18 protein-coding genes are annotated in these 18,282 nt (G+C 63.3%); 2 read left to right on the forward strand and 16 right to left on the reverse strand.

Annotation, left to right across the window (positions count from 1 at the left end; genetic code table 11):
* Nucleotides 1-6: 6 nt before the first annotated feature.
* The 5 genes from BQ17_RS19025 to BQ17_RS19040 all read right to left on the reverse strand — a co-directional run bounded on the left by BQ17_RS19025 (nucleotide 7) and on the right by BQ17_RS19040 (nucleotide 4,612).
* Nucleotides 7-1,971 (reverse strand): ABC transporter ATP-binding protein/permease, encoded by a 1,965-nt coding sequence (locus BQ17_RS19025; protein WP_089729826.1) that lies wholly within the window; start codon nucleotides 1,969-1,971, stop codon nucleotides 7-9.
* Nucleotides 1,968-3,704 (reverse strand): peptidoglycan-binding protein, encoded by a 1,737-nt coding sequence (locus tag BQ17_RS19030; RefSeq protein WP_218068357.1) that lies wholly within the window; start codon nucleotides 3,702-3,704, stop codon nucleotides 1,968-1,970. The genes BQ17_RS19025 and BQ17_RS19030 overlap by 4 nt, the downstream gene beginning before the upstream one ends.
* Nucleotides 3,705-3,950: 246 nt before the next feature.
* Complete coding sequence (locus BQ17_RS23595; RefSeq protein WP_256091679.1) at nucleotides 3,951-4,085, reverse strand: hypothetical protein; 135 nt, start codon at nucleotides 4,083-4,085, stop codon at nucleotides 3,951-3,953.
* A complete protein-coding gene (locus BQ17_RS19035; protein ID WP_089729830.1) occupies nucleotides 4,078-4,359 on the reverse strand; it encodes a BrnA antitoxin family protein in 282 nt (93 codons plus the stop codon). The genes BQ17_RS23595 and BQ17_RS19035 overlap by 8 nt, the downstream gene beginning before the upstream one ends.
* On the reverse strand, nucleotides 4,346-4,612 hold the full coding sequence (locus tag BQ17_RS19040) for a BrnT family toxin (RefSeq protein ID WP_089729832.1): 267 nt from the start codon (nucleotides 4,610-4,612) through the stop codon (nucleotides 4,346-4,348). The genes BQ17_RS19035 and BQ17_RS19040 overlap by 14 nt, the downstream gene beginning before the upstream one ends.
* A 20-nt stretch (nucleotides 4,613-4,632) precedes the next feature.
* Between BQ17_RS19040 and BQ17_RS22970 the strand changes: the two genes are divergently transcribed.
* Nucleotides 4,633-4,773: a hypothetical protein gene (locus BQ17_RS22970; protein ID WP_218068358.1), complete on the forward strand. Its 141-nt coding sequence runs from the start codon at nucleotides 4,633-4,635 to the stop codon at nucleotides 4,771-4,773.
* Between the two features lie 241 nt (nucleotides 4,774-5,014).
* Here BQ17_RS22970 and BQ17_RS19045 read toward each other — a convergent pair whose 3' ends face one another.
* Together BQ17_RS19045 and BQ17_RS19050 are read right to left on the reverse strand one after the other, a co-directional pair.
* Nucleotides 5,015-5,893 (reverse strand): hypothetical protein, encoded by an 879-nt coding sequence (locus BQ17_RS19045; protein ID WP_089729834.1) that lies wholly within the window; start codon nucleotides 5,891-5,893, stop codon nucleotides 5,015-5,017.
* A gap of 115 nt (nucleotides 5,894-6,008) precedes the next feature.
* Nucleotides 6,009-7,088 carry a PepSY domain-containing protein gene (locus tag BQ17_RS19050; RefSeq protein ID WP_089729836.1) on the reverse strand — a complete coding sequence of 360 codons (1,080 nt, stop codon included), beginning with the start codon at nucleotides 7,086-7,088 and terminating at the stop codon, nucleotides 6,009-6,011.
* 555 nt (nucleotides 7,089-7,643) lie between these two features.
* Between BQ17_RS19050 and BQ17_RS19055 the strand changes: the two genes are divergently transcribed.
* Nucleotides 7,644-9,722: a hypothetical protein gene (locus BQ17_RS19055; RefSeq protein WP_089729838.1), complete on the forward strand. Its 2,079-nt coding sequence runs from the start codon at nucleotides 7,644-7,646 to the stop codon at nucleotides 9,720-9,722.
* A 56-nt stretch (nucleotides 9,723-9,778) separates the two neighbouring features.
* On the opposite strand, the gene BQ17_RS19060 is transcribed toward BQ17_RS19055, so the two are convergent.
* From BQ17_RS19060 to BQ17_RS19100, 9 genes are all read right to left on the reverse strand, one after another.
* Entirely contained in the window at nucleotides 9,779-10,246 is a 468-nt protein-coding gene (locus BQ17_RS19060) for a CYTH domain-containing protein (RefSeq protein ID WP_089729840.1), read from the reverse strand.
* 25 nt (nucleotides 10,247-10,271) lie between these two features.
* Nucleotides 10,272-11,600 carry a 23S rRNA (uracil(1939)-C(5))-methyltransferase RlmD gene (gene rlmD, locus BQ17_RS19065; protein WP_089729842.1) on the reverse strand — a complete coding sequence of 443 codons (1,329 nt, stop codon included), beginning with the start codon at nucleotides 11,598-11,600 and terminating at the stop codon, nucleotides 10,272-10,274.
* Nucleotides 11,601-12,073: 473 nt separating this feature from the next.
* Nucleotides 12,074-13,189, reverse strand: coding sequence for a cobalt-precorrin-5B (C(1))-methyltransferase (locus tag BQ17_RS19070; RefSeq protein ID WP_089729844.1), 1,116 nt, complete (start codon nucleotides 13,187-13,189; stop codon nucleotides 12,074-12,076).
* A gap of 32 nt (nucleotides 13,190-13,221) precedes the next feature.
* Nucleotides 13,222-15,129 (reverse strand): exodeoxyribonuclease V subunit alpha, encoded by a 1,908-nt coding sequence (gene recD, locus BQ17_RS19075; RefSeq protein ID WP_089729846.1) that lies wholly within the window; start codon nucleotides 15,127-15,129, stop codon nucleotides 13,222-13,224.
* A 218-nt stretch (nucleotides 15,130-15,347) separates the two neighbouring features.
* A complete protein-coding gene (locus tag BQ17_RS19080; RefSeq protein WP_089729847.1) occupies nucleotides 15,348-15,749 on the reverse strand; it encodes a hypothetical protein in 402 nt (133 codons plus the stop codon).
* Nucleotides 15,750-15,998: 249 nt separating this feature from the next.
* Nucleotides 15,999-16,211: a hypothetical protein gene (locus BQ17_RS19085; RefSeq protein ID WP_089729849.1), complete on the reverse strand. Its 213-nt coding sequence runs from the start codon at nucleotides 16,209-16,211 to the stop codon at nucleotides 15,999-16,001.
* 2 nt (nucleotides 16,212-16,213) lie between these two features.
* Nucleotides 16,214-16,615: a hypothetical protein gene (locus tag BQ17_RS19090; protein WP_089729850.1), complete on the reverse strand. Its 402-nt coding sequence runs from the start codon at nucleotides 16,613-16,615 to the stop codon at nucleotides 16,214-16,216.
* A gap of 72 nt (nucleotides 16,616-16,687) precedes the next feature.
* Nucleotides 16,688-17,389, reverse strand: a complete 702-nt coding sequence (locus BQ17_RS19095; RefSeq protein ID WP_089729852.1) for a sterol desaturase family protein — start codon at nucleotides 17,387-17,389, stop codon at nucleotides 16,688-16,690.
* A gap of 167 nt (nucleotides 17,390-17,556) precedes the next feature.
* The gene (locus BQ17_RS19100) at nucleotides 17,557-17,883 is read right to left on the reverse strand and encodes a hypothetical protein (RefSeq protein WP_089729854.1); all 327 of its coding nucleotides are present in this window, start codon (nucleotides 17,881-17,883) and stop codon (nucleotides 17,557-17,559) included.
* Nucleotides 17,884-18,282 lie beyond the last annotated feature (399 nt).

The raw sequence follows: 18,282 nt of genomic DNA on the forward strand, positions 1-18,282 counted from the left end.
CGATCATCAATGCCGGAAGGCCTCCACCGGCTCCAGCCGTGCGGCCCGTAGCGCCGGATAGGTCCCTGACAAGAGGCCGATTGCGCTGCCTACGACGGGTGCCAGGAAGGGTACAGAGGGGTCCAGTACCGGTGTCCAGACCTGGTAGGCCGAGACGGCGATGACCACCAGGACGCCCAGGCTGGCGCCGATGATGCCGCCGACGGCGCCCATGGAGGCGCTCTCGAGCAGAAATTGGATCGCGATATGGCTGCGGGTGGCACCGATCGCTCGGCGCAGGCCGATCTCGGGGGTGCGCTCCATGACCCCCACCAGCGTGATGTTGGCGATGCCGATGGCGCCGACGATGAGGGACAGGCCGCCGAGCAGCAGGAACATGACATCCAGGTCCGTCTGTACCTCGTCGCGGACGCGCTTCGGCTCCTGGGGTACCTCCACCTTGAGGACCCGCGGGTTGTCCGGACGCAGCGCCAAAGGTGCCTGTTCCGCAATCAGATAGGCGGCGCCGATCCTGGTCTCGACCACTAGCGTACCGGGCCCGGCCAACGCGAAGTATTTGCGGGCCGTCCCCTCGGGAATGATGACGGACCCGAGCAGCTCCGGCTTGCGCACCAGATCGCGCAATATGCCGATAATCAGATAGCGGTGATCGCCGAGGGCGATCGCCGGCAGCTGATTGAGCCCCTTGATCCCGAGCCGGCGTGCGGCATCCGGTCCCAGGACGGCGACCCGCTCGGCGCTGTCCGAATGCCCGCGATCGAACAGCCGTCCGCTTTGGAGCTCGGCGCGGACGGCGGAGAACAAGCTGGGTGATGCGGCGTGAATGGCCATCTTCACGGCGGTCGGATGCAGCGGGTCCTTGACCGGCGAGGCGCTCACCAGCCTATCTCCCACCTCGACCTGACTCAGGTTACCCACGCGCTCGACGCCGTTGAGCCGCAGTAACCGCTGGGGCGCATCCCAAGGGATCGCCCTGGGATCGACGATTCCTGTCGTGCGTCCCGGCCGGGCGCTGATGAAGAGCTCGGTAGCGGCGAGCGCGTCGAACTGGCTGATGATGCGATTGCCCGCGGTCCTGGTCAGCCCGATAGTCGCCACCAGCGCCGTGAGCCCGATCACGACCCCCAGGACCGTCAACAGCATGCGTCCGGGTCTGGCCAACATGCCGGCCACCGCCTCCGTGAGCATGTCCCGGACGGTAATGCCGGAGCGTGAAGCCGCCCGCCCGCCCCCGCTGCTGAAGGCTTCGGAGGGAGGCGGCCCGGTTTCCCCGGGTGTAAGATCCGTCAGGCGCCCGTCGACGATATGCACCCGTCGCGGGGCCCGGTCGGCAACCTTCGGGTCGTGGGTCACGATCACCAGGGTCAGGCCCTCCTGGTTCAGCTGCTCGAACAGATCCATGATCGCGGTGGAGTTCTTCGAGTCCAGATTGCCCGTGGGCTCGTCGCAGAGTAGCAGGCTCGGTGAGCCGACGATGGCGCGGGCGATGGCTACCCGCTGACGTTCGCCGCCGGAGAGCCGGGTCGGCATATACTCCAGGCGGTGCCCGAGCCCCACTCGCTGCAGGGCGGTGATGGCCCGTTCGCGCCGTCCGGCTTGGGGCCGGTTACGGTAGACCTCCGCCAACATGACGTTTTCGAGCACGCTGCGATAGGCCAGGAGGTGAAACGACTGGAAGACGAACCCGATCCGCCGGCTGCGCACGCCCGCCCGTTCCCGATCCGTCAAGCTCGTGGTGTCGATACCGTCGATGTGGTAGGTGCCCGCCGTCGGCCGGTCCAGACAACCGAGGATATTGAGCAGCGTCGACTTACCGGAGCCTGAGGGCCCGGTAATCGCCACCCAATCGCCCTGATCGATGCCCAGGTGGATATCCGTGAGGGCATGGATGGGAGGCTCGGTGCCGTACCGGCGTCCGATGCCGGCCAGATCGAGTACACGGCGCGAGCGATCGGTCTCCGATCGGGTCATGGTGGAAGGCTGGCACCCGGATTCCCGACGCCGACCACGACCAATTCGCCGGGGTTCAAGGCTCCGGCGATCGGGATGACCGCGACGAAGCCGTCCGCTGACATCCCCGGTTTCACCACCACATATTCCAGTGCGCCGCCGCGTTCGACCTGGATGCGCGAGGTATCGTCCGCGGACAGGGACAGGGCGCTGGAGGGCACGGCGATGACCTCGCCTGCGGTCGATTCGATGGGGATGGTCAAGCGCAGGGAGAAGCCCTCCAGTTTCATGGTCGTTTCTTCGACGGCGACCTCGAAGTAAAAGTGGAAGCCATCGACCCCGCGGGTCCCCGGCCTATCGGCCACGAATTTGACCAAGCCGGTGGCCGTGACGCCCAGCGCCTGCTCGTCGATCCGGACCTGCATGCCGGGTCGGACCAAAGGCGCGGTCTCCAGCGGCAGCGACGCGTCGATCGAGAGCCGGTTGTCGGTTACGGACATGAGGGTACCGGTCGCCGCATCGCCGACGGCCGCCTGAATCGCTTCGACCCGCACCGGGAGCGCGGGCAGAAACACGAGCTCGTCGACCGGTACCTGGATGCCGAGCTTACTACGGGCCTGCTCCAGTTTGGCACTCAGACGGGAGACCCGCCTGGCCACCAGGTTGGCCTCGAATTCTGCGATCTTGCGTGCATCCATGGCCGCTCGAATCGCCCGTTTGCCGTCGAGGGCGGCAGACTTGACGGCCGCCTCCGCGGATTTGATCGCGGCATCGGCGGAACCTACTCCCAGGGTCCCGGAGCTGGATTCGCGCTGCGCCCGGCGAATCGCCAGCTCGCCCTCCACCCGGGCCTGCTCGAGGGCGGCCTGGGCCAGCTTGAGATTGGCCTCCGCGGCCTCGCGGGCCGTCTTCGGCTGGCGTGGGTCCAGCACGATCCGGGCCCGCTCGGCGACCTTTGCGGCCACATCGGCCTTGGCGACCTCCAGAGCGGCCTTCGCCTGGGCCTTTGCCGCTTCTATGCTCAGGGCCCGGTCCTTGGTCGAGGCAGCGGCGAGCCCCCGCCGGTCCGCGCGGCGGGCCGCCAGCGCTGCCGCCGCGGCGCTGTTGTTGGCTTCTGCGCTGGCACGGGCGGCCTTTACCTCCAAGCCGGCCGCGGAGAGGGCCGCCGCGGCCGCGAGCTCGGCCTTGCGTGCATCCTCCCACGCCTGCTCGATCGAGCGCATGGCAGCGGTTTGTTCTCGGGTGGGACCGAACGGCTCCCAACCCCGAGACTCGTACCAGTGGGCCACGGCAGTGCTGGTCCGTTGGTCATAGGCCCCGTCCGCCGGACCTGGGTCGAAGCCCAAACGCATAAGCGCCGCCTCCAATTGGCGGACATCTTCCCCCGCGCTACCGGGAACCAGGTCACGATAGGCCGGTAGCTTGCCTTGCAGAATGAAAACGGGGCGACCCGAGGCCGTGAGCAGGACGGCACTTTCCTCCAGCTGGGTATTGCGCACCGGCAGGGTGGAAATCAGGCTGGGACCGGCCTTGAGGTTGGAAGGTGCGATGGAGACGGGTTGCGGCAGCCCGAACCTGGCCGTGCCTCGGGTCACGATTTCAGTGCTCAGTACGCGCTTCTCGATAGGAACCAAGATCGGCGACGGCTTGGGGGGTGCGGTGCGGGCGGCGGCATCCGCCGGAGATTCGATCTTGGATCCGGCGATCCAGCCCACCGTCGCGGCCATGGCGACCACTGCCACCGCACCGGCCAAAACTGCAACTCGTTTCCCTGCCATACTCTGAATGGCCCTTTATGGATTCCGGTCGGTACGGTTCGCTGCGCTCACCACATCCTACACCCCCGGCACAATCGTAGGGGGGGCTGTGCCCACCGGCGGGCTTCCAGTCACCAGCTACCAGCCGCCGGCCTCGCCGCTCATCGATGCGGTTCGCTGCTTGCCTGCCCCGTCCCTGGGGCGGTCGGCAGGCGCTCACCACATCCTACACCCGGCACGACCCTAGGGTGGGCTGTGCTCACCGGCGGGCTTCCAGTCACCAGCTATCAGCCGCCGGCCTCGCCGTTCTGTGCCTGCCTGGGTGTGCTCGCCCGTAAACCCGGCGGTCGGAGCCGTCGGCATTCTTGACTTATGCATGGTTGCGCATCCACTCCTTGAGTACCGCATCCATCTTGGTTTGCCATCCGCTCCCTGTGGAACGGAAGTAATCCACGACCTCCGCTGAAAGCCGGATCCTAATCCACTCCTTTGTCACCTCCGCCTTGAGGCGCCCAGGACGCAGCGTCGGCTTGACCTGCTCCCATTCTTCGTCCGTGAACGGACGTGCGTCGAGATCCGACCCAGCGGCCTCCGTGATGGCCGCATCCTCCTCCGGGGTTGGGATAAGGGTATTTGGTTTAAGCCTGGGCATAGTGGTTGATCTCTCGCCTGTTGGCTTTTCGCAAGCTGATAATCCGTCGGCGTCCACCTCTATCCACGAAGGCAGCGAAGTAAAGCCGCTTGCCGATATACCCGAGTGCACACCCACGCGGCTCGCCATAGTCACAACGCACGTCGTCCCAGACTACCGCCGTGTCCCACTCGAAGTCCTCTGCCTGCGCCAACGATACCCCGTGCTTTTGAAGATTGCTCGCATCCTTGCGGGTATCGTACTCGATCTTCATATAATTACGGATGGCTCTTTATGGATTCCGGACTGCTTTGGAGTGCGCCGGCAAAGCGGCGCAACCGAATCAAACCTCAGCGACGGGGGATACCAGCAGCGCTTGCCAAGAACCTGGGCATCGGGCTCCACACGCGCCGCGGCGACGGCGCTTTCCCCTAGCTGCAAGGCCTTTGCCGGGGATGGATGCGTCGCCAAATCCAAAGCGGCGGCAGGATTGTGCCACTTGGCTGCCCCCCCGCTTATGCCTGGCGCTGTAGGTTCCGGTAAGCATCGGGGTAAAGTTGCCGCCGCACTCCAAAACGTCCGGTGGTACCCTTCCATGATCGTTGGCAGTCCGGAATCCATAAAAGAGCCATCCGCGAAAATCCGTGTGCTCTGCGGATAATGGACTCCGTATGGGCTACTTGACCTCGCGTGCAAACAGCTCCTTCTCGATCGCTGCTTCGACGGGGTCGAAGAGCTCCTCCGCCAAGTGGAAGTTCATGGCCGCGGCGCGGCGTTCCTCAGCCTGGAGCTTCTTGAATGCCTTGATCTGCTCGGGCGTCATGTCCTCCACCCGCAGGGTACCATTTTTGGTCAACGCAGCGAGACGCTCGCGGATATCCGGCTCCACCTCATCCGGGTGGTTGTAGTCCAGACCCATGGTACGCATCTGTGCGGCGTACTTACGAAGGGCCTTTCTCATGCGTGGGTCCTTGTTGATAAGGGCATCCTTGGGGTTGTAATAGCTCGCCTGCAGCTGGTCCTCGGTGAAGACCTGGCCGATCGCATCGCGGGTGCATCCGCCCGTGCGCGAGAAGTTCTCGCCCTCGATGGCGACCGCGAAGCTCTCGCCGGGATTCTCCCCGAACAGGGCGCGGTTATAGGCGACCTGATCGGCCGCGGAGAGGTTCTTGAAAATCCCCACGTTGCGCTCGCCGAGACCGATCTTTGCAGGGCTGTAACCCGCGGAGAGCTGCGGCGCTTGCCCCGTGTAGAAGGTCGAGACGCCGAAGCCGTAGCGGTCGATGAAGTCCTCTTCGCTCATCCCGGGCAGGGTCTTGTCCGCGGACATTCCCTTGCGAACGGTGGTGTAATCGGCAGCGACATACTCGAATCCCTGGCCGCGCATGCACTTGGCGATCAGGGCCTCGACCCGGTCGATGGCCTGGACGAGCTCCCGCGGGGTCAATCCAAATTCTTCGGTGCCGGGCCTGGGCGCCGGGTCCGCGGCCTGAACAGCGAAGGCGAACGGCAGGCCAACGAGGATGGATAAAATGGTTGGGGTAGTTTTTTTCATGACTCGATCTCTCTGAAATTGAGCCGGCGGACCTGGCTGTCAGTCAATCAATGGCGCGACCATCCATGGCCGCAGCTCGCGGCGCCTCGAAGTCAAAGCCGCGTCGCGCATCTCCTCAGTTATCCGTACCGACGATCTCGCCCGTCTCGATGTCGACGAAGACATCCCATTCTACGCCGTCTTTCGCGCCGATGATCTCGACGGCGTAGACATTGTGGTCGCCCTTGCGCTCGATCTTCACCGAGTTGACCTCACCCGGGATCTTCTTCAGCGCGATCTCCGAGGCCTGGAATCCGTCGATCTTGGCGACCGGCGCATCGATCTTCTGCACAGGATTCTTATGGAATTTGCCGAATTCCGTGACCTTTTTGCCGGGAAGTCCGTCGGATTCGACCAGCTCGCCGTCGGAGGTGTCCTTGATGATTCCCACGCCCTTGCACCACCACTTATCGGTGATGTCGTCAGGGTCGGTGATATTGAACTCGCGTACCTTCACGCAGTCCTTGAAGGTACCGGCCGGGACCTTCATGGTCAGTCCCTCTTCCCGGTTCTCGGAGTAGCCGTGGGCCTCCAGCTCGTGGGCCTCGTAGAGATACTTGTCTCCAATCTTGAACTCGGCGGGCATCAGCAGGCCGGGCTCGGCGATGCCGTTGCCGTCGGGCTCACCGACGCGCCAGGTGCCGGCAAAGATCTTGCGGCCCGCGTGATCGACCTCCCAGCTCAGCTCGCCGAATGCATACACGGCGTTGGTAGTCTTGTCGATGGCAAACCAGTTGAGCGCCTGCTGAGTCCAGACGCCGTCGAAGAACTCCTCCTCCTGGACGACGGCCGCTTCGAACTTGCCGAATCCGGGGACATCGAACGGCTCGGTCTCGTCGAGAACGATGACCTCTTTCCTGTAATAGCCGTTCTTACTGTCGGGATACTCCATGACGAACTTGAAGCCTGGCTTGAGTGGGAAATAGAGTGGATTGTGGCCTCTCGGGGACAGGTTTTCGGCCTTCACCCCCCATTCCTTGAGGCCGGTGACCCCGCTTAGATCGGGTTTCTCCGCGCCTTTGGCGGCAGGGCTACCCGCCATCGCGACCGCCGTACCCCCTAAGAATCCGAGCGCGGCAAATGCCAGGGCACAGGACCGAAAAGTAGGAGCGGTAAAGGGTGTCTTATTCTCGGGAATCGTTATTGCAGAACGCATGCTCATTCTCCATGCAATGCAAGAATTTAGGACCCCGACCCTCATTCCGGTCGGGGGTTACATACCGTCTCGGCATCCTGCCTTCCGCACAAATTCATTCGCCTCCGCGAAGAACTGAATCACGGCGACACAGGTAGACGTCGTCCGACTACGTCAAGTCAACAAAGTATTCTCGCTGTCGATGGACGGGCAACAACATCCGTCTCCTCGCCGTATGCCTAATTATTTTAGCAGATGCGCCGAATTCGACAGACGGTTTCCGGGAGCTTGTTCCCAGTAGGCATGCGGTCTACCGTGAATGCGCACAGCGAATTACAGATTCTTCTAATATTGTTATGTTAGCTCTTATGCGCAGAGTAACAATTATAATATGCTGGAAAATAAAGATTTTTTGCAGTTTTTATTTTGCCGACAAATGTAGAAATACTCTATAAATGGTATATTAAAAAGTGGAGAGAAATCTCTCAATGCCAACGGATAGGGGTCTGTTGTAGGAATAGGGATAGGAGTTTGTAGGAGGATGCCGTCGTGATTCGTCAAGCTTTTCCATGGTCCATGCTTATCCTCATTCTGGGCATGACGATGGTCATGCCGGTGCCTGCATATGCGGCGGATGCGGATGAGCTCACGCGGCTGATGCAGGCCTTCGAGGCCCTCAAGGCACAGAACGAGGCCATGGCGGCTCGGCTCTCGACGTTGGAGTCACAACAGGCTCCCGGTGCAGCGCCGACACCGGCGACAGACAGCGGTCAGGCCGACGGAACCGCTGCTCAGGAGGGTCTGGCCCGGCGGGTCGCGGAGCTGGAAGCGGCCAGGGCCGATCAGGAGCAGGTGATGCGCGCCGTAACGACCGAAAAGACCGCCCTCGAGCAGCGTGTCCGCGAGCTGGAAACCGCGCAGGCCGCCCAGAACGAGGCATTCCGTGCCATGGTCATGGACAAGGAACGGCTGGAGCACAAGCTCGCCACGTTGGAAGCCAAACCGACCCGGAGTGGGCCCGCCGGGCCCGTAACAGACGGCAAGCCCGGACCCGGCACCAGAGTCACCGCCGGCCCTGGGGTCGCGGATCGCAATCCCCTCGCCCGCCGCGTCGCCGAGCTGGAGGATGCGAAAACCCGCCAGGACCGGACCATCGGGATTCTGTCGAAGGACAAGGCGGTGCTTGAACGGCGCGTGGTCGGGCTGGAGAGCGACGCGGCGGTCGCCGCTACGCTGGGATCACACGGCTTGGGGTCACACGGCTTGGGATCGCACGGCTTGGAGCAGCGGGTCAGTGAGCTCGAATCGGCCCGGCACGCCCAGGAGGACGCGACCCGCGCCATCATCCGCGACGCCATGACCTCTGTCGGATCGAATATCAACGACTCCGTCGCCTTGGGCGGCACCCTGGAGATAGTCACCGGCTGGAGCGAGGATTTCGACGGCACCTCCGCCAGTGATGTTCTACTCAATACGGCGGAGCTCGATCTGGAGTTCTCGGTCAACGACTGGACCCGTGCCGGCATGGTCATCGAATACGATGATGGAAAGGACGTATCCTTCGTGTCGACCGGCGGCTTTGAGGAATCGGTGGACCGCATCAATCTGGATACGGCCTTCATCACCATCGGCGATCCGCAACGGTTTCCTCCTTACCTGACGGCGGGCCGCATCATCCTGCCGTTCGGCATCTCGACCGGCAACCCGGTGGCCGACGTGCTGACCATCGAGGACCCCTTGACGATTTCCGGCTTCGAACAGCGGCAGGTCGCCATCGGAATCGGCGCCGGATTTCCGACGCCGTCACAAACACCGCCGCTGCCCGTTACGCCACCGCCGGTCCAACCCCAGGTTCTGAAGCCCGGGTGGGACAAGCTACTCAGCAGCACCGGTTTCAAGGCGCCCACGACCTATCCCCCGCCGCCAGCGGCAATCGTACCGCCGCCCGAACCGCCGCAATTCAACCTCGCCCTCTATACATTCAACGGCGATACCTTCGCTCGCAAGCAGTCCGGTTGGCACCCCGACGACCATTTCAACCTCACCTTCGGCTACCGCACCGGCGGTCATTGCGGGAGGCCCTATGATGAGCTCACGGCGTCCGACCTTTGCCCCTGGACCCTCGACCTGGGTATCGACTATAACAGCTCGATCTTCGACAGCCGCTTCATGAGCCAGGAATACCGCAAGTGGCTCGGTGATATCGGCCTGGTCCCCGGCCTTGCCGCCAGCCTCAGATCGACCCTGGGACCGGTATCCCTGGTGGGTGAGTGGAACGGTGCGGTCGATACCGCGACCTTTACCGACGACGCGCAGAACCAAGTCTCCATCAGCCCCGCCGCCTGGCAGGTCTCGCTCGGCTATCAGCTCGACTGGAACCCCTGGATGGAGGCCATCGGCGCCCAAGGCACCTATCTCGCCATGAGTTATTCCGAGAGCCGTGATTTCGGCGGGGTCCAGCGGGACATCAACGGCGAGCGCTCACGGGTCGGTTTCCTGCCCAAACGGCGACTGCTGATCGGTGCCGGCGAATGGTTCATGGACGGTATCAAGCTCGCGATCGAATACGCTCGGGATTGGGACTACTCGAAACAGGAAGGCGGCACCGGACGTTCCGCCGATGGTCTGTTTACGAGCCTGACCTATACCTGGTAGCCCGTCGCCCAGTTTGCCCTCTTTTCAAATAGAACCGCATCATCCAGGACCTGACATCACCAGTGCTTATAGGGATTCCGCGCCAGGTTGACATTGTAGTAGCGCGGGTCGTGGCTCACGTCTTCTCCCGCCCATGCCGGTAGCTCGAAGGGCTCGTCTTCGGAACCGAGCTCCAGCTCCGCCAGCACCAACCCCGCGTTCTCTCCGGCGAACAGATCCAGCTCCCACAGGTGTCTGCCGGACCGGACCTGGTAGCGCATCTTGTCGATGGCGGGATACACCGTGAGATCCCGCAGCATGGCCTGGGCGTCTTCGATTGGAATCGGATATTCGTACTCGCTGCGCCGGACCCCCACCGTGGGCCCTTTGATGGTGAGATAGGCGGCACCATCCGTTACCCGAACCCGGACCGTCGCTTTGTCACCGTCCGCCAGATAGCCCTGCATCAAATGCGCCTCTGACTCCACATCGGAGCGCCAAGAATCGTCTTTGACCAGGAATTTACGCTCGATCTCCACGCCCATTGCTCAAGCCCTCCGCGACTGTGCTTCAACCGCGCTCGAATACCGCCATCGCCTCCAGATGCGCCGTGTGCGGAAACATGTCCAGCACGCCCACCGCCCACAGCCGATAGCCGAGACCATTCACCAAGCGGTCCGCGTCCCGCGCCAAGGTTGCGGGATAGCAGGATACATAAAGGATACGCTCGACCCCCAGCGCCGGCAGCAGCTCCAACACCTGGAGCGCACCGCTGCGGGGCGGGTCCAGCAGCGCCTTGTGGAACCGCTGTGAGGCCCAAGGCTGAGGGTCTGACCTAGCGTAGAGATCGGCGGCGACAAAGCGGGCATTGGTGATACCGTTGTGCTCGGCATTGGTCCGGGCCCGGGCCACCAATCCCGGGTCTCCTTCCACACCCAGGACCTCCGCGGCCCGGCGGGCGATGGGCAGGGTAAAGTTCCCGAGCCCACAGAAGAGGTCGAGTATCCGCTCGTCCGACCGGGGGGCGAGCAACATCAATGCCTGCTCGACCATCATGCTGTTGAGCCCTGGATTGACCTGGGTGAAATCCGTCGGCTGGAAATACAGGCGGACATCCGCGCCGGGCAGGTCATAGTACAGATCGACGTCCTGGCCCGGCAGGGGACGGATGGTCTCGGCCCCGCCCGCCTGTACATAGAAGTGCAACCTGCAGGTCCCGCCGAAATCCGTGAGCCGGGCTATGTCCCGTGCCGAGGGTGGTTCCAGGACCCGCAATACCAGTACGCAGGGACCCTCACCCATCGCCATCTCGATTTGCGGTATCCGCTGCCGGATCGAGAGGCCGTCCAGGAGTTTGGCGATAGCCTCAATGCGCTCCCCCACTATGGGATGCAGGATATCGCAGCGCCGCAGGTCGGCGATATAAGAGGTCCCGCGCTCGCGAAACCCCACCAGGGTGCGTCCTTTCTTGGCCACATAGCGGACCCCCAGACGGGCCTTGCGTCGATAGCCCCAGGGCGCGGCGACCAGCGGCGGCAGCCGGCGTTCAGGGCGCGCCTGGCCGGTCTCTGTCAGCACTTGTTCGAGCATCTCCTGCTTCCAGCGGATCTGGGCGGCAGGGTCCAGATGTTGCAGGCTGCAACCCCCGCAGATGTCCGCATGGGGGCAAGGTGCCGGTACCCGCTCCGGGGCTGCCCGCAAGACCTCCTCTACCGTGCCTTCGGCCCGATCCTTGCGGAGCCGGGTATACCGGAACCGCACCCGCTCCCCCGGCAAGGCCCCGTGGAGGAACACCGATTTGCCGTCCACCTGGGCCAACCCCCGCCCCTCCGGCGTCAGGGATGCGATCTCCACCGCGTCGGGGGGCTCGGGGAAGGGTTTAGGCTTCTTCTTGGTCAAGGGCGGCTAGTACCCCATTTCTGCATATTTTGCGCGTAACCCGTAGGGTGGGCTGTGCCCACCAACACCGTGCCTGGCTGGTGGGCACAGCCCAGCCTACGAGCCTGAGAACATAAAATAGGGTGAAATGAGGTACTCGTACACCTGAGCGTATCGATCGGAAACAGCATGCAACCAAAGGCGTTGCGGTGGTGGTGTTGGAGGATAACTTCCCATTTTGGTGGTGGTTAATATTTAAATGATTTGTTGGGCACGTCGCCGTCCAAAGATGCGGTTCGCGGCCTGCCCCTTGTCTGTTGTGCCTAGCCATCCCTGAGGTGGTGGATAGGCCGGCACAGGCAGACATTCCTGGGGCGGTGGGCAGGCGCTCACCGCATCCTACCGACTTTGCCCAACCTCCGAGCTTGTTTGATCCCCTCTCCCACTCCAAAGCAGTCCGGAATCCATAAAGGGCCAAGAAGTTTATATGTCGGTCAGCGCGCACACGAGCCCGAGGCCGCTTCCGCGATCCGGTTACCGTCCGGGTCGCATACCAACACCTGCAACCTGAACCGGTCCGGGTAACGCCCGGTAAGGTCGTGTACCACCCGCTCGGCCAGGGCCCGATGGAAATCTGTGAGCATGCTCAAATCCCGCATGCGCTCGGCGGCATAGCGCGCTGTCCTGGCCCGGCGGATCTCGGTGCATACCTGGGACGGCGCCCCGATCTCCGCGGCCAGATCGGCCAGCAGATCCATGTCCACCGCGCCGCGTCCGGCATGGGTCATGGATGCCCCTTGGGCCATCTTGGTGAGCTTGCCGACCATGCCGCCGATCACGACTTCACCGATTCCGACCGCGACCACCGTATCCAGCGCGGCGCTCAGAAAATCCCCCATCTGCACGAAGCAGACCGGTGCCAGGTGAGCCAGCTCCCGCAGCGCGAACTTCTCGGTGCGCCGGCCCGTGGTGAGGACGACGATACCCTGCCCTTGGGCCGCTGCAACCCGAATCCCCTGGACGACGGTAGCGCGAAACGAGGCCGTGGAATAGGGGTAGACGATGCCTGAAGTGCCCAGGATCGAGATCCCGCCCAGGATGCCGAGTCGGGGATTCAGCGTCCGCTGGGCGATCTTCTCACCCCCAGGCACTGAGATCCTGACTGCGAGCCCTTGCCGTACCAGTAGCGACCCTGCCACGGCCCGCACGTTATCGGCAATGTTGCGCCGGGGAACAGGGTTGATGGCCGGGCCGCCCACTGCGAGGCCGAGGCCCGACATAGTCACGGTGCCGACGCCGGGACCGCCTTCGATGAGCAGGCGCCCCGGCGCCGCGGGCAGCAGACGGACATCGGCGGTCAATCGCGCGCCGTGGGTGCGATCGGGATCGTCGCCCGCGTCCTTGACTACCACCGCATGGGCGCACGCCCCATCGCAACGGCCTTCGGTCACGGCAAAGCGTACCGCCTGCCCACGCGGTAATTCACAGTCCACGCGCGCGGGCACCCGGCCCCCGATCAGGCCCAGGGTAGCGGCCCGAGCGGCCGCGGCCGCGCAGGCGCCGGTGGTAAAGCCGGTGCGTGTGCCTTTCCTTTTCTTCTGCTCCGCCACGCCGAATCCCCTTCACTTCTGCGCTCCGGCACCTACCTGCGGCAGGAGGTAGGAGCAGATTCCGATGAGTCACCACCGGCGCTGTGGGAGCCCGGTCCCGGATCGTCCGCGCCGGGCCTGGTCCAGAGCGCATCGTAGAGCCCACTGGCGCGGACCAGCGGGCGGGCAATCGCCGCCCGCAAGCGTTCCTCGGTGGCGAGCAACCGGACCCGTTTTCTGGCCCGGGTGATGCCCGTATAGATGAGCTCCCGGGTGAGCACCCGGCTTTCGGTCTCGGGCAGCACCAGCAGCACCTCATCGAACTCGGAGCCTTGACTCTTGTGGACTGTCATGGCATAGACGGTCTCGTGGGCGGGCAGGCGCGACGGCAGGATGCGCCGAACACCCGCGGCGGTGGCGAAAAACACCCGCAGGGCGCCACCGCTCCCCGGATCGGCCAGGACCAGACCCACATCGCCGTTGTAAAGCCGCAGGGCGTGGTCGTTGGCGGTGAGCATGATAGGACGACCGGCATAGAGTTCACCGTCGCGCCGGATCAGGCCCGCGGCCTCCAGGGCCTGGGCCAGGCGTTCGTTGAGGTGGTCGACCCCTTGGGGTCCCGAGCGCAAGGCACACAGGACCCGGACCCGGTCCAGCGCCAGCAGCGCCGCTTGCGGCTCCGGACTTGTCAGTACCCGCCCCATGACAGGCACCAGCCACTGCTCGATCAGATCGGTGAGGATCTGCGGCCGCGGCGCTTCCAGACCAACGTCCGGATAACGGTCATCGGCCAGGATTTGCAAGCCCGCATCCGCATCGCCCCGGTTCACGGCCCTGGCCAGGGCACCGATACCACTGTCTTTGCCGAAGCGCCAGCTCTCGCGCAGCACCAGGATCCGGTCGCCCAGGTCGGGACCGGGCGCAGGAGCGGGTGCCAGTCGGTCACCAGCCACTGCCGCGATCTCTGCGCACAGCCCCGGTGAGTAGCCGGGGGCCCGACCCCGCCCACAAAGGTCGCCGAGCACCCGGCCGGCCTCTACCGAGGCCAGTTGGTCCTTGTCCCCCAGCAAAATCAGGCGGGCGCAGTCCGGCAGCGCGGCCAGCAGGCGGGCCATCAGGGGCAGATCCACCATGGAGGCTTCATCGACCACCAGGACCTCCAGGTGCAGGGGGTTGTCCGCGCCGTGGCGCGGCGTGGCGTGGCCCGGGCGATAGCCGAGCAAGCGGTGGAGGGTAACGGCCTCTTCGGGGATGCGATCCGAGGTCTGCTCGGTCACCGACAACCCCGCCTTGGCGGTGCGGATGGACTCCGAGAGCCGGGCCGTCGCCTTGCCGGTGGGGGCAGCCAAAGCTATGCGCAAGGGGGGGCCCGCTGTCTGCTCCGTCAGCAGGGCGAGGATCGCAGTCACGGTGCGGGTCTTACCCGTGCCCGGTCCGCCGGAGATCAGACACAGGTGTCGCAGCACCGCTACCGCGGCGGCGACCCGCTGCCAGTCGATGCCGCCGGTGCCGGGGAACAGGCGCCTGAGCCCTACCCGCAGCCGATCGCGGTCCACCGCCGGCGGGGGGGAACGGACGCGTGCAATCACGGCATCCGCCACCTGCCGTTCGAACCACCAGTAGCGCCCGAGGTAGAGCCTGCCGTGCCGGTCGAGGATGAGTGGGGCGCGTCCACCGGGCTTGCCGACCACGGCTCGGGCACCTAAAGCATCGACCCAGACCTCCGGAGCCGGCACCCGCGGCCTGTCCGTGCCGCCATCGCCATGCAACAGAGGAAGCTCCCGGCAGCGCTCCAGATCCAGACAAACATCACCCTCCCCCACCCGGTGGCTGGCCAGGGCCGCAGCCAACAGTAGCTCGGGGGCATTGCCGCCGGCCAGGGTCTCCATCTGGCGCGCGAAATGGAGATCCACCGCCCTCAGCATGCCTTGCGCTACCGCCCGGCGCAGAAACCCCTCCATCAGACTCTCCCCACCCGCCGGCACCTGGGCGCTTCAATACCGGAATTGCGCTAGCGTCCCAGCGTCGATAGCGCCCAGGGTCTGTGACATTTGGCTCTAACCAACTGTTTTACTATGTTAAATGGCTGCAACGCCCCACTGGCCCGCACCGGGGACCCTAAGGGCTCAAATGGCTAACATAGGGTCCGCTACGCGGACCTTCCAAAGGTCAACAGGACCTAGGTCTCCACCCGTCCCGAGGGTACCTGATCAGGGTTCACGGCGGACCCTGGTAAGACCGGCTTGTAGTGATGATCATCGAAATTCATGACCACATACCGGATACCCATGGTGTTTGCGATTTGGTTCAGGATGGTGATGCAGGGCATCGCGTTCTCGCTCGCGAATTTGGATAAGTACGAATAGGCACCCTCATTGCCCATGAGCCGGGCAAAGCCCCGGAGTGACCGCACCGGCTCCCCGCCCGAGTCGCGCAGACCGATATCCCGGCCTTGCTTCAGCTCGACCAGGTTGGCGCGCAGCGCAGGTGCCAACTCGTCGATGCCAACCAGAAACCCTTGTGCCCTCACGCTGCGCAAGAGGGTGTCCAACTCCCTGTCAGCGGAGTGATTATTCGCCATCGCCTCATCTCATTGTTACCAAAAAGAAACACATTATATGAAGGGCGATGGAGATAAGCACGGTAAAAATAATCAACAGTCAGCGACGTTGCGCGGCCACGCTGCCCCCGGATTACAAACGAAGTCGTTTGCGTACCGGCGTAATCCGTGGACTCGAAATGCATCCTGGTCGGGTACGGCAGGCGCGTCCGGTCCCCTTTGCCACGCCGAGATCAGCAGGCGCGCCTTACCCGACCTGTCGACAGGGCGCTAACTCGACCCGTCGGAAGATGTCAGCTGCTCCGGGTCTCCCCCCATCCGTTCCAAGACCTCGGAGAGCTGCTCCGTAATCAGACGCAACAGACAGGCCAGGCGCCAACCATTGGTAACGTTCAGATCGAGCTCCTCGGTGGCCACCAGATCGGCAATCGCCTGCAGGGCTGAATTGGCCAGATACAGCTGGGTGTGCACATCATCGTCCATGGTTAGGTCTCCACCCGTAGCTCGCGTGCCTGATCAGGGCTCACGGCGGGCTGCGGCAAGACGGGCTTATAGTGATGATCATCGAAATTCATGACGAGATACCGGATGCCCATGGTGTTTGCGACCTGGTTCATGATGGTGATGCAAGGCATCGCGTTCTCGCTCGCGAATTTGGATAAGTACGAAAAGGCGCTCTCATCGCCCATGAGCCGGGCAAGGCCCCGGAGTGACCGCACCGGTTCCTCGTCCGGGTCGCGCAGACCGATATCCCGACCTTGCTTCAGCTCGAGGAGGCTGGCACGCAGCGCAGGCGCCAACTCGTCGATGCCAACCAGAAACCCTTGTGCCCTGGCACTGCGCAAGAGGGCATCCAACTCCCTGGCAGCAGAGTGATTATTCTCCATCGTTTTGTCCTCTCTCGGTTAAAAAAAAGTATCATATGGGGATCGATGAAAATAATCAACATTCAGGCGGCCTCACCGCTCGCGCCACCATACGAGCCGTCGCCAATCGCCCCATGACCGCAGACCGAGCGGATACCCGACATGCCAATCGGTGGGCATCCGGGCAGTGCCGAACAGCCAGTCCCAGAGAGCAACGGGGGAATAGTTATAGTGGTGTACCCCCATCCGATGGTGTATCAGGTGCATTTCCGGGAGCTGCATCAGGCCGGCGAGCCAACGCAGCCGGGGCGGGGTACGGACGTTGCTGTGGTGACCGATCTCCAACAGGCCCTCGATCAGCAGGGTACCGGCGGCAATCTCCACGGGGACCCGCAGGAGCTGCCCGAGACCCAACAACACCCCCAGGTTGCCGAGGGTCTCCACCGGATGACGCCACACACAGAGTTCGGCCCCCATGTGCTGCGGCGCATGATGGAACTCATGCAAGCGCCAGAGGAGGCCATGCTTGGCGCGGTGTATCCAGTAATTGAGGCCGCTGTAGAGGAGATAAAAACCGATCAGCTGCTCGAGATCGGCAGGCTTGGTTCCAGCATCGATGGTACTGTGCCAAAGTTGGCCGGCGAGCAGGGACAGGATCAATCCCAAGCCATTGATACCCAGCCACCACCGCCACCAGCCCGGCTGTATTCGATAGGCACGCGCCGGCGCCACCGACTCGATGATTTTGGCGCCTAAGAGGACCGCTACCCACATCGCGAACAGGATCGTAGACATGGTCGTTTCCCGTGGTTGCAAGGCAGGCGCGACGCGCGGAGGCAACCCATAGGAAATCGACCTGGCTCGCGATCGAACGCCAGGATCTCTCTCGTTTCAGATCAGATCTGTTTGGAAAATCGGGGTCTAGTGCATGGTGTAGAGGAACACCATCGCAACGGATGGCTTCAGAAACGCGGTCGCCGGCAGCATTGCGGTTCCATGTCCAACAATGCGCGACGAGCCACCTGCGTGTGCTCCGACTGAGCGCGATAGGCGCGCAGCAGGGCGGCTTCCTCGCGGGGGAGACCGAGAAGATCCGGGCGGCCGAGGAATTCGGTAATCCGGTCGTTTCCGTTCTGATCCGTGAGATGTCGCACGCAGAAGGGCACCCCATCACCTGTCGGTAGCCAGTCGGTACAGACTCCCTTTGTCCAATGGACGATCACCAGAGCACCTGCCGTGGGGATTCGACCTCGAAACATCTCGGTGATGCGCGTGCTCCGGATACCCATAGATCTGTTCCCAGGGCTGCTTTCTCCGATCACCCAAATAAATTTTATCCTAGCCAAAAAATTATCATCTCTCATTTGTAGGATTTTGTTCTAAAATTGATAATAAGGATTCCTCACGGGTGCTTTGAAAAGCTCAAGGCACCCATACAGGGCAAGAACACCCTCCCTTTTTCAAATACATCGGTATTTGAAAGCGGGCACTCCACCGGTTAAAGCCGGTGGCTTCGAGTTACGGCTAAAAGTCCTTAAGAAGCTGTTTGGTTAATACGGACCCTCGTTGCGTTACGCCCCGTTCGACGCCGTGCCTGTCCGGGCGCGGTCGTGGGTTATTTGGCGTTGGTTGTGGGAAAAGATCCCTCCTGCATCGGGACAAGTCTGACGTGTTGGGTTACGGCGCGT

The sequence above is a fragment of the Candidatus Thiosymbion oneisti genome (genome assembly GCF_900092655.1).
Taxonomy (GTDB): Bacteria; Pseudomonadota; Gammaproteobacteria; order Chromatiales; family Chromatiaceae; genus Thiosymbion; species Thiosymbion oneisti.

What these genes read in the sequence shown, in the direction of transcription:
- BQ17_RS19055 (WP_089729838.1), top strand. Translation starts at nt 7,644, where the DNA reads ATGCTTATCCTCATTCTGGGCATGACGATGGTCATGCCGGTGCCTGCA.
- BQ17_RS22970 (WP_218068358.1), top strand. Translation starts at nt 4,633, where the DNA reads ATGGATTCCGGACTGCTTTGGAGTGCGCCGGCAAAGCGGCGCAACCGA.
- BQ17_RS19080 (WP_089729847.1), bottom strand. Translation starts at nt 15,749, where the DNA reads ATGGCGAATAATCACTCCGCTGACAGGGAGTTGGACACCCTCTTGCGC.
- BQ17_RS19035 (WP_089729830.1), bottom strand. Translation starts at nt 4,359, where the DNA reads ATGCCCAGGCTTAAACCAAATACCCTTATCCCAACCCCGGAGGAGGAT.
- BQ17_RS19050 (WP_089729836.1), bottom strand. Translation starts at nt 7,088, where the DNA reads ATGCGTTCTGCAATAACGATTCCCGAGAATAAGACACCCTTTACCGCT.
- BQ17_RS19085 (WP_089729849.1), bottom strand. Translation starts at nt 16,211, where the DNA reads ATGGACGATGATGTGCACACCCAGCTGTATCTGGCCAATTCAGCCCTG.
- BQ17_RS19060 (WP_089729840.1), bottom strand. Translation starts at nt 10,246, where the DNA reads ATGGGCGTGGAGATCGAGCGTAAATTCCTGGTCAAAGACGATTCTTGG.
- recD (WP_089729846.1), bottom strand. Translation starts at nt 15,129, where the DNA reads ATGGAGGGGTTTCTGCGCCGGGCGGTAGCGCAAGGCATGCTGAGGGCG.
- BQ17_RS19040 (WP_089729832.1), bottom strand. Translation starts at nt 4,612, where the DNA reads ATGAAGATCGAGTACGATACCCGCAAGGATGCGAGCAATCTTCAAAAG.
- BQ17_RS19090 (WP_089729850.1), bottom strand. Translation starts at nt 16,615, where the DNA reads ATGGAGAATAATCACTCTGCTGCCAGGGAGTTGGATGCCCTCTTGCGC.
- BQ17_RS23595 (WP_256091679.1), bottom strand. Translation starts at nt 4,085, where the DNA reads ATGCATAAGTCAAGAATGCCGACGGCTCCGACCGCCGGGTTTACGGGC.
- BQ17_RS19095 (WP_089729852.1), bottom strand. Translation starts at nt 17,389, where the DNA reads ATGTCTACGATCCTGTTCGCGATGTGGGTAGCGGTCCTCTTAGGCGCC.
- BQ17_RS19025 (WP_089729826.1), bottom strand. Translation starts at nt 1,971, where the DNA reads ATGACCCGATCGGAGACCGATCGCTCGCGCCGTGTACTCGATCTGGCC.
- BQ17_RS19045 (WP_089729834.1), bottom strand. Translation starts at nt 5,893, where the DNA reads ATGAAAAAAACTACCCCAACCATTTTATCCATCCTCGTTGGCCTGCCG.
- BQ17_RS19100 (WP_089729854.1), bottom strand. Translation starts at nt 17,883, where the DNA reads ATGGGTATCCGGAGCACGCGCATCACCGAGATGTTTCGAGGTCGAATC.